A 9,713-nucleotide genomic window follows, 5' to 3' on the forward strand; every position below is an offset into this window, starting at 1 on the left:
AATTCGGGGAAACGAACACATGAGAATCGACAAACTCACCAGCAAACTGCAAAGCGCCCTGGCCGATGCCCAGTCCATTGCAGTCGGCAAAGACCACAACTTCATCGAGCCGGTTCACCTGATGCAGGCCCTGCTCGATCAGCAAGGTGGCTCCATCAAGCCCCTGCTCAAACAGGTGGCTGTGGAGCCCGGCCGCGTGCGCCAGGCCATCGCCAAAGAAATTGAAAACCTGCCGGAAGTGCAGGGCAACGCCGGCGACGTGTCCATGTCAAACGACATGGGCCGGCTGTTCAACATGGCCGACAAACTGGCCCAGAAGCGCGGCGACCAGTTCATCTCCAGCGAGCTGATTCTGCTGGCAGCCGTCGAAGACCGCGGCTCCCTCGGCCGTGTGCTGAGAGAACAAGGTGTAGATAAGGCTGCCCTGGAAAAAGCCATTGATGCCGTGCGCGGCGGCGAAACCGTCAACGACGCCAGTGCCGAAGAAAACCGTCAGGCGTTGTCCAAATACACCATCGACCTCACCGAGCGGGCCGAAGCCGGCAAACTGGACCCGGTCATCGGCCGTGATGACGAAATCCGCCGCACCATCCAGGTACTCCAGCGCCGCCGTAAGAACAACCCCGTGCTGATTGGCGAGCCAGGTGTGGGTAAAACGGCCATCGTTGAAGGTCTGGCCCAACGCATTGTCAACGGTGAAGTGCCGGACGGCCTCAAGGATAAAAAGGTGCTGTCTCTGGACATGGGTGCCCTCATCGCTGGCGCCAAGTTCCGCGGTGAGTTCGAAGAGCGCCTGAAAGCCGTGCTCAACGAACTGTCCAAACAGGAAGGTCAGATCATCCTGTTCATCGATGAGATCCATACCATGGTCGGCGCCGGCAAAGCCGAAGGCTCCATGGACGCCGGTAATATGCTCAAGCCTGCGCTGGCACGGGGAGAGTTGCACTGCGTAGGCGCCACCACCCTGAACGAGTACCGGGAAAACATCGAGAAAGACGCAGCGCTCGAGCGCCGTTTCCAGAAGGTACTGGTGACTGAGCCCAGTGAGGAAGACACCATTGCGATTCTTCGTGGCCTTAAAGAGCGCTACGAAGTTCACCACGGTGTGGAAGTGACCGATGGTGCGATCATCGCCGCCGCGAAACTGTCCCATCGTTATATCACCGATCGCCAGCTGCCGGATAAGGCCATCGATCTGGTAGACGAAGCGGCAAGCCAGATTCGTATGGAAATGGATTCCAAGCCCGAGGCGTTGGATCGCCTGGAGCGGCGCCTGATTCAGCTCAAAATTGAACGCGAGGCCCTGAAGAAAGAAACCGATGCTGCTTCCAAAAAGCGGTTGGAAGAGTTGTCTTCGGTGATCGGCAATGTCGAACGCGAATACGCCGATCTGGAAGAAGTCTGGAACACCGAGAAAGCGGCGCTGCATGGCTCCCAGAAGATCAAGAGCCAGCTGGAGCAGGCCCGGATTGACCTGGAAAACGCCCGCCGCGCTGGCGATCTGGGCAAAATGTCCGAGCTTCAGTACGGCACCATTCCGGAACTGGAGCGCCAGCTGGATATGGCCAGCCAGGCTGAAATGATGGAAATGAAGCTGCTGCGTAACCGGGTCACCGACGAGGAAATCGCCGAGATCGTCTCCAAGTGGACCGGCATCCCGGTATCGAAGATGCTGGAGGGCGAGCGGGATAAACTGATGCGCATGGAAGACGCCCTGCACGACCGGGTGATCGGCCAGCATGAAGCGGTCGAGGCGGTCTCCAATGCCGTGCGTCGGTCCCGGGCCGGGTTGTCTGATCCCAACCGGCCGAATGGCTCGTTCCTGTTCCTCGGGCCGACCGGTGTGGGCAAGACCGAGCTGTGTAAGGCTCTGGCATCGTTCCTGTTTGATACCGAAGAGGCCATGGTGCGGATCGATATGTCCGAGTTTATGGAGAAACACTCCGTTGCTCGTCTGATCGGCGCGCCTCCCGGTTACGTGGGCTACGAAGAGGGTGGATACTTGACCGAGGCGGTGCGCCGCCGGCCGTATTCGGTGCTGCTGCTGGATGAGGTCGAAAAGGCCCATCCTGATGTGTTCAATATCCTGCTGCAGGTGCTGGATGATGGTCGCCTGACCGACGGCCAGGGCCGTACGGTCGACTTCCGGAATACCGTGATCGTGATGACCTCCAACCTGGGTTCCCACATCATTCAGGAAAAGGCGGGTGAGGAAAACTACGACGCCATGAAGGCGGCAGTCATGGAGGAGGTTGGAACGCACTTCCGCCCTGAGTTCATCAACCGGGTAGACGAAGTGGTGGTGTTCCATCCGCTGGCGGAAAGCCAGATTCAAGGTATTGCCCGTATCCAGATCGAGAATCTGGCGCGGCGATTGAAAGATCAGGATATGAAGCTTGAACTGGACGATGCGGTTATGCAACTGCTGGCGGAAGTGGGCTACGACCCGGTCTACGGTGCACGTCCTCTCAAGCGGGCGATTCAGCGGATGATTGAAAACCCGCTGGCGCAGAAGCTACTGCAGGGCGGCTTTGTGCCCGGCGACACTATTCGTGCCGCTGTAGAGAACGACCAGTTGGTGTTCTCGAAGGCCTGACAAAGCCGGGCGTCAGCCAATAAAAAAGGCCGGGCAACCAAACGTGGTTGCCCGGCCTTTTTTGTGGTGAGAAAACTAGCGTTGGGCCGGTGCAGAGCCTTCCGGCCCGCAGTTTTCTTCCATAATCTCCCGGAATCGGCGACGTTGCTCTTCGATTTCGTCCTGCGCCAGATAGCGCATCTCGCCGTTCTCCTCAACCCGGATTCGCGCGTTGCTGTTCAGCACGTCCAGATTAGACCGGGCGGTGGCACAATTGGCTTCCCGCTGCTTGCGGCGAGCTTCCTCAACAGCGGTCTCTTGACGGCGCTGTTCCTGGGAGCGCTGCTGCTCCTGCAGTTCTCCCAGCTGTTCCTGGGCACTTTGGCGCTGGCCAGACTGGCTTCTGCTGGTCGTGCCGGAGCGGACATTCACCTGCTCCGAGTTCGCGCCCGTTGGCTGGCGGTCGCCAAAGTGGGTTACTCCGTTCTCATCTGTCCATTTATACACTGAAGCGCCGGCCACAAGGCCCGGTGTCATCGCCATCAGAAGTGTCAGCATCAGGATTTTTCGATTCATGTCTCTGCCCGTTTCTTGTCTACTGCCTGGGGATATCATGCCACCGAAACGATGGATTTTCCCTTGCCTGGTTCAAATCTCTTGCACGTTATATCCGGTCAGTATGGCAGAGTGTAGAGGAAAATGGTCGCAATTAAGCCACAGCGCCTATTGACAGTGAGTTTCCCGCTGTCAGAATTACCGATTGCCTGAAGACTGGGGTCAATACGGCAGGCAATCCCGAGCGAGTATCCCCCGTTAATCACCACACTGAGTTCGCCACGCGCTGGCGGGCGCTGGTTGTTGCTTACGTGCAACCCGTTGATTGGTCGTTCTCCGCAACCCTCAGGAGGGCGGCTGGCCAGGAGACAACCTCTTATTCATGGTGTGGAGGAGTGCCGGTTCCGCTTTCAAAAGAAGCAGGGAAACCGAAAATCCAGGCAACCGGGGCGAAACCCGGCTCATTCACTCGTAGAAGAGGGTAGAAAATCGTGGAGTTATTGTCTGGCGCCGATATGCTGATCCGCTCCCTGCAAGATGAAGGGATCGAATACATATACGGCTATCCGGGTGGTGCAGCCCTTCATATTTATGATGCGCTGTTCAGGCAGGACAAAGTCAAGCATATTCTGGTGCGGCACGAGCAGGCGGCGGTCCACATGGCCGACGGCTACGCCCGTGCAACCGGAAAACCAGGTACCGTACTGGTGACCTCGGGTCCTGGAGCCACCAACACTATTACCGGCATTGCCACCGCCTTTATGGATTCCATCCCCATGGTGGTTCTGTGCGGCCAGGTTGCATCCACCCTGATTGGTGAAGATGCTTTCCAGGAAACCGATATGATGGGTGTTTCCCGCCCGGTGGTTAAACACAATCTCAGTGTGCGCCATCCGGAAGAGATTCCCGAAGTCATTCGCAAGGCCTACTACATTGCCGCGACCGGCCGCCCCGGCCCGGTGGTGGTGGATATCCCCAAGGATATGACCACCCCGAACGAGCGCTATGAGTATTCCTATCCCAAGAAAGTGAAACTGCGCTCCTATAACCCGGCGGTTCGTGGCCACGCAGGCCAGATCAAGAAAGCCGTGGATATGTTGATGGCCGCCAAGCGCCCGATGATTTACGCCGGTGGTGGGGTGATTCTGGGTAAGGCCTCCAGCCAGTTGACTGAGCTGACCAAGACACTGGGATTCCCGATCACCAATACCCTGATGGGCATTGGCTGTTATCCGGCGACTGACAAACAGCACCTTGGCTGGCTGGGCATGCACGGCACCTACGAAGCCAACATGGCGATGCACCACTCAGACCTGATTCTCTGCGTCGGTGCGCGTTTTGATGACCGGGTAACCAATGCCACCGAGAAATTCTGCCCTGGCGCTCGCATCATCCATATCGACATTGACCCCGCGTCTATTTCCAAAACGATTGATGCCGATGTGCCGATTGTGGGTCCGGTGGATGCGGTCCTGAAGGAAATGCTGTCACTGGTCAAAGAGTCGAAAGACAAGCCGGATGCGGATGCGCTGGCGGCCTGGTGGAAGCAGATTGAAGAGTGGCGAGCATTCCACGGGATGCGTTACGAGACCAGTCCGGACGTCATCAAGCCGCAGGAAGTGGTTGAGATGCTCTGGAAGCTCACCAACGGCGACGCCTTTGTGACCAGCGATGTTGGCCAGCACCAGATGTTCGCGGCCCAGTACTACAAGTTTGACAAGCCCAACCGCTGGATCAACTCCGGTGGCCTTGGCACCATGGGCTTCGGCTTGCCGGCAGCCATGGGCATCAAGCTGACTCACCCGGATGACGAAGTGCTGTGCTTCACCGGTGAGGGTAGTATCCAGATGAACATCCAGGAGCTGTCTACCTGCAAGCAATACAATCTGCCTGTGAAGATCATCAACCTGAACAACCAGGCACTGGGTATGGTCAAGCAATGGCAGGACATGAACTATGAGTCCCGGCACGCTGAATCCTACATGGAGTCATTGCCCGATTTCATCAAGCTGGCGGAAGCCTACGGTCATGTCGGTGTTCGCATCGAGCGCAAGGAAGATCTCGAGCCCAAGCTCAAGGAAGTTCTGGCGATGAAAGACAAGCTGGTGTTTGTGGACATCTACGTTGACCGCTTTGAGCATGTGTACCCGATGCAGGTTGCCCGTGGTTCCATGAAAGACATGTGGCTCAGCAAGACGGAGAGGGTGTGATCATGCGTCGAATCATTTCTGTTTTGCTTGAAAACGAACCCGGTGCCTTGTCTCGGGTAGTTGGTCTGTTCTCGCAGCGCAACTACAACATCGAGACCCTGACCGTGGCCCCGACGGAGGATGAGACGCTGTCCCGCCTGACCGTCACCACCACCGGCTCTGATAAGGTCATCGAACAGATCACCAAACAGCTGAACAAGCTGATTGAAGTGGTCAAGCTGGTCGACCTCACCGAAGGTTCGCACATTGAGCGCGAACTGATGCTGGTCAAGCTCAAGGCGACCGGCTCCCAGCGTGCGGAAATCAAGCGCACGGTGGATATCTTCCGAGGCCAGATCGTGGACGTGACCAGTTCTGTGTACACCGTGCAGTTGGCGGGTGACAGCGAAAAGCTGGATGGTTTTATCCAGGCGGTGGGTACCTCCGGAATCCTTGAAGTGGTGCGTACCGGCGTCTCAGGTATCGCTCGTGGCGAAAAGGTGCTCAGCCTCTGAGGCTGCTTTGCAAATTTGAACATCATGGCCCGGCAGGGCCATTACATATAATAGAGGTTTCTCATGCAGGTTTATTACGATAAAGATTGTGATCTTTCCATCATCCAGGGCAAGAAAGTTGCCATTCTGGGTTTCGGTTCTCAGGGCCACGCCCACGCGTGCAACCTGAAAGACTCTGGCGTTGACGTAGTGGTTGGCCTGCGTGCCGGCTCTTCCTCCATCGCTAAAGCCGAAGCCTACGGCCTGAAGACCAGCGACGTGGCTTCGGCCGTTGCTGCCGCTGATGTGGTTATGGTTCTGACTCCGGACGAATTCCAGGCCCAGTTGTACCGTGAGGAAATCGAGCCGAACCTGAAGCAGGGCGCTACCCTGGCCTTCGCTCACGGCTTCGCAATCCACTACAACCAGATCGTTCCCCGTAAAGATCTGGACGTGATCATGGTTGCCCCGAAGGCGCCGGGCCACACGGTGCGCACCGAGTTCACCAAGGGCGGTGGTATTCCTGATCTGATCGCCATCTTCCAGGACGCTTCCGGCAACGCCAAGAACGTTGCTCTGTCCTACGCCAGCGGCGTGGGCGGCGGCCGTACCGGTATCATTGAAACCACCTTCAAAGACGAAACCGAAACCGACCTGTTCGGTGAGCAGGCGGTTCTGTGTGGTGGTGCGGTTGAACTGGTAAAAGCCGGCTTTGAAACCCTGACCGAAGCGGGCTACGCTCCGGAAATGGCGTACTTCGAGTGTCTGCACGAGCTCAAGCTGATTGTTGACCTGATGTACGAAGGCGGCATCGCCAACATGAACTACTCCATCTCCAACAACGCCGAGTACGGTGAGTACGTAACCGGTCCGGAGGTGATCAACGAGCAGTCCCGCGAAGCCATGCGTAACGCGCTGAAGCGCATCCAGAGTGGCGAATACGCCAAGATGTTCATCTCTGAAGGTGCACTGAACTACCCGTCCATGACCGCTCGTCGTCGCCAGAATGCAGCGCACGAGATCGAAACCGTGGGCGAGAAGCTGCGTTCCATGATGCCGTGGATTTCCGCGAACAAGATCGTGGACAAAGAAAAGAACTGATCCGGAATTTCCGGTACGGTTTGAAAGCGCGGCCCTAGTGGCCGCGTTTTTCGTATATACTCCGCCCAAATGCTTTCCGGAGTTTATGGAATGACTGAAGACAAAAAATCTGTTGAACATCCAGAGTCCCACGATGCACACGAGTCAGAAGTGGCGGCCGGAGAGGTTATTGAGGAAGAAGTCGTAGGTGGTGCAAAGGTTCGCCGAAAAGGTATCTATCTCCTGCCCAATGCGCTGACAACGGCCTCCCTGTTTTCGGGGTTCTATGCCATTGTCTCGGCGGCCAATGGTGTTTTCGATAATGCCGCCATCGCCATATTTGTTTCCATGATTCTCGACGGCCTTGATGGCCGGGTAGCGCGGATGACCAATACCCAGAGCAAGTTCGGGGAAGAATACGATAGCCTTGCCGACATGGTGGCGTTCGGCGTTGCGCCCGGAATGGTGGCTTTTTTCTGGGCTCTGAACGGCCTCGACAAGGTTGGCTGGGCTATTACATTCATCTACGTTGCCGGAGCTGCCCTGCGCCTCGCTCGTTTCAACACCCAGATTGGCTCGGTGGACAAAAAGTACTTTGTGGGGCTGCCGAGCCCGGCAGCTGCAGCGTGTGTGGCGGGTCTGGTCTGGTGCTTCCATCAGTATGAGCCAGCCACCTGGTTGACCCTGCTTTCGATTATTGTTGTCGGCGGCACCGGCCTATTGATGGTCAGCAATGTGCTTTACCGCAGTTTCAAGGATCTCGATATGCGGGGGCGGGTGCCATTCGCGGCCATCCTGCTGGTAGTGCTGATTCTTGTGGTGATCGCCCTTGACCCGGCAACCGTATTGTTTACGGCATTCCTGATATATGCACTGTCTGGTCCGGTGCGCGCCTTGTTCAGACAAAAGGCAAAACGCGCCTGATGCTATAGTGCACCCGCCCGGGGAAGTCCGGGCGGGAATTTCTCCGGGAATCTGCGGTCACTTATTCAAACCGCTTCCTCTGGAGTCAGCCCATGCTCATCAAACGGCGCCCTTCCTGGTCTTTGCCCGAATCCGAAGTCACTCCCCGGTCTGTCTACCTGAACCGACGTAAATTCATGACCGGAGCTGTTGCCTCTGCTGCAGCCCTCGCTGCGCCCGGCCTTTTGCGGGCAGATGACAGCCCGACAACCACGCCGCTGACCTTCCGTGAAGCGCCGGAGTACTCGACCGACGAGAAGAAAACGCCCTTTGATGCAGTAGCCAAGTACAATAATTTCTATGAGTTTGGCGCCGGCAAGGGCGATCCTGCCAAGTATGCCCACGAGATGTCTGTGGACCCCTGGTCTGTGGAGGTTGATGGGGAGTGTGCCCGGCCCGGTCATTACGCCCTTGAAGATCTGCTGAAGCCCCACGACTATGAAGAGCGAATCTACCGGCTCCGCTGTGTTGAGGCTTGGTCTATGGTGATTCCCTGGGTTGGCGTGCCGTTAGCGACAGTATTAAGCCGCCTGGAGCCGAATTCGCGAGCGAAGTACGTGTACTTCGAAACCCTGCATGACCCAAAACAGATGCGAGGGCAGCGCTCCCTGTTCAGTACCATAGATTGGCCGTACCGGGAGGGGCTGCGTATGGATGAGGCGATGAACGAGCTTTCTTTCCTGGCGATTGGTCTCTATGGCGAAACCCTGCCTAATCAGAATGGCGCTCCGATCCGCCTCGTGGTTCCCTGGAAGTACGGATTCAAGAGTATTAAATCGATAGTTCGGATTCGGTTTCTGGAAGAGCAGCCTAAAACGACCTGGGAATTACTTGCGCCAAGTGAGTACGGATTCTATGCCAACGTAAACCCTGAGGTGGATCATCCGCGTTGGAGTCAGAAGAGAGAGCGGCGTTTACCCTCTGGTGTACTCCGTCCGAATTGGATGGAAACCCGAATCTTTAATGGTTACGAAGAGCAGGTTGCGCATCTCTACAAAGGGATGGACCTGGCCAAGTTCTACTGATGTTGCCTGCAGCCGAACGAATGGTGTCGAGCGTTGTGGCGAAAGTTATCGTCTTTTGCGCTGCCTTGATGCCATTGATATGGCTGGTGTCCGATGTTGTGGTTGGCCGAATAGGGCCGGATCCTGGTCAGGAGATAACAGAACGGCTGGGTATTGCGGCCTTCCAGTTATTGCTTGTGACGCTTCTGATAACCCCTTTGAAGAAAATGACCGGCTGGCCTGGTTGGTTGCGCCACCGGCGCATGCTGGGTTTGTTTGCCTTCTTTTACGCAGTGTTGCATGTGTTTGCGTTCTTGCAGCTGATTCTCGGTTGGGGCGATTTGTGGGCGACCTTCACACGCCGGCCCTACATCGCCCTGGGGGCAGTCGCCTTCCTTCTGATGATTCCTCTCGCATTAACTTCAACAAAAGCGATGATGAAGCGGATGGGGCGTCGATGGAAGCCGATCCACCGCTTGATCTACCTGTCGGCAATTTTCGCCTGGCTGCATTTTTTGTGGCAGGCAAGAAGCGATGTGACCGAAATGGTGGTATACGGGCTGTTGCTTCTGGCTTTGCTGTTTATCAGGGCATACTGGTTTGGTGTTTCTTCGTTGGTTCCCTTGCGAAAGTCCAGAGCTTGATTGGAAAGCAAGCATTTTGGTGGCGTATTGACCAGCGGCATAGGTGGAAACCGAATGAGGGGAAAGTTTTTCGAAAAAGGGCGTTGACAGTTTTCGTGGCGCCTGTAGAATGCGCACCACTTCTGAGGGACAAGCCGCTGACGGCAACCTCCCAGACGAAAGCAACTGTTTGAAAGTATTCGAAAATTTGATCTGAAAATTCTTCGAAA

The 9,713-nt window shown here is 56.4% G+C and carries 8 protein-coding genes; 7 read left to right on the top strand and 1 reads right to left on the bottom strand.

All coding sequences use genetic code 11. The features are described 5' to 3' along the window. Positions 1-19 precede the first annotated feature (19 nt). The gene (gene clpB, locus RVM24_RS21310) at positions 20-2,596 is read left to right on the top strand and encodes an ATP-dependent chaperone ClpB (protein WP_431474734.1); all 2,577 of its coding nucleotides are present in this window, start codon (positions 20-22) and stop codon (positions 2,594-2,596) included. Positions 2,597-2,671: 75 nt separating this feature from the next. Here clpB and RVM24_RS21315 read toward each other — a convergent pair whose 3' ends face one another. Further along, positions 2,672-3,151, bottom strand: coding sequence for a DUF4124 domain-containing protein (locus tag RVM24_RS21315; RefSeq protein ID WP_431474735.1), 480 nt, complete (start codon positions 3,149-3,151; stop codon positions 2,672-2,674). 470 nt (positions 3,152-3,621) lie between these two features. Here RVM24_RS21315 and RVM24_RS21320 point away from each other — a divergent pair, with 470 nt between their 5' ends. From RVM24_RS21320 to RVM24_RS21345, 6 genes are all read left to right on the top strand, one after another. Then, positions 3,622-5,340, top strand: coding sequence for an acetolactate synthase 3 large subunit (locus tag RVM24_RS21320; RefSeq protein WP_061332345.1), 1,719 nt, complete (start codon positions 3,622-3,624; stop codon positions 5,338-5,340). A gap of 2 nt (positions 5,341-5,342) precedes the next feature. After that, positions 5,343-5,834 (top strand): acetolactate synthase small subunit, encoded by a 492-nt coding sequence (gene ilvN, locus RVM24_RS21325; protein ID WP_058091315.1) that lies wholly within the window; start codon positions 5,343-5,345, stop codon positions 5,832-5,834. Between the two features lie 63 nt (positions 5,835-5,897). Beyond that, positions 5,898-6,914, top strand: a complete 1,017-nt coding sequence (gene ilvC / locus RVM24_RS21330; RefSeq protein ID WP_072678284.1) for a ketol-acid reductoisomerase — start codon at positions 5,898-5,900, stop codon at positions 6,912-6,914. Between the two features lie 90 nt (positions 6,915-7,004). After that, on the top strand, positions 7,005-7,817 hold the full coding sequence (gene pssA, locus RVM24_RS21335) for a CDP-diacylglycerol--serine O-phosphatidyltransferase (protein ID WP_431474736.1): 813 nt from the start codon (positions 7,005-7,007) through the stop codon (positions 7,815-7,817). A 92-nt stretch (positions 7,818-7,909) separates the two neighbouring features. Continuing rightward, complete coding sequence (gene msrP, locus RVM24_RS21340; protein WP_431474737.1) at positions 7,910-8,881, top strand: protein-methionine-sulfoxide reductase catalytic subunit MsrP; 972 nt, start codon at positions 7,910-7,912, stop codon at positions 8,879-8,881. Further along, positions 8,881-9,504 (top strand): sulfite oxidase heme-binding subunit YedZ, encoded by a 624-nt coding sequence (locus tag RVM24_RS21345; protein ID WP_431474738.1) that lies wholly within the window; start codon positions 8,881-8,883, stop codon positions 9,502-9,504. Before msrP ends, RVM24_RS21345 begins: the two co-directional genes overlap by 1 nt. Positions 9,505-9,713: the final 209 nt, after the last annotated feature.

The sequence above is a fragment of the Marinobacter sp. KM021 genome, assembly GCF_050707965.1.
Taxonomy (GTDB): Bacteria; Pseudomonadota; Gammaproteobacteria; order Pseudomonadales; family Oleiphilaceae; genus Marinobacter; species Marinobacter shengliensis.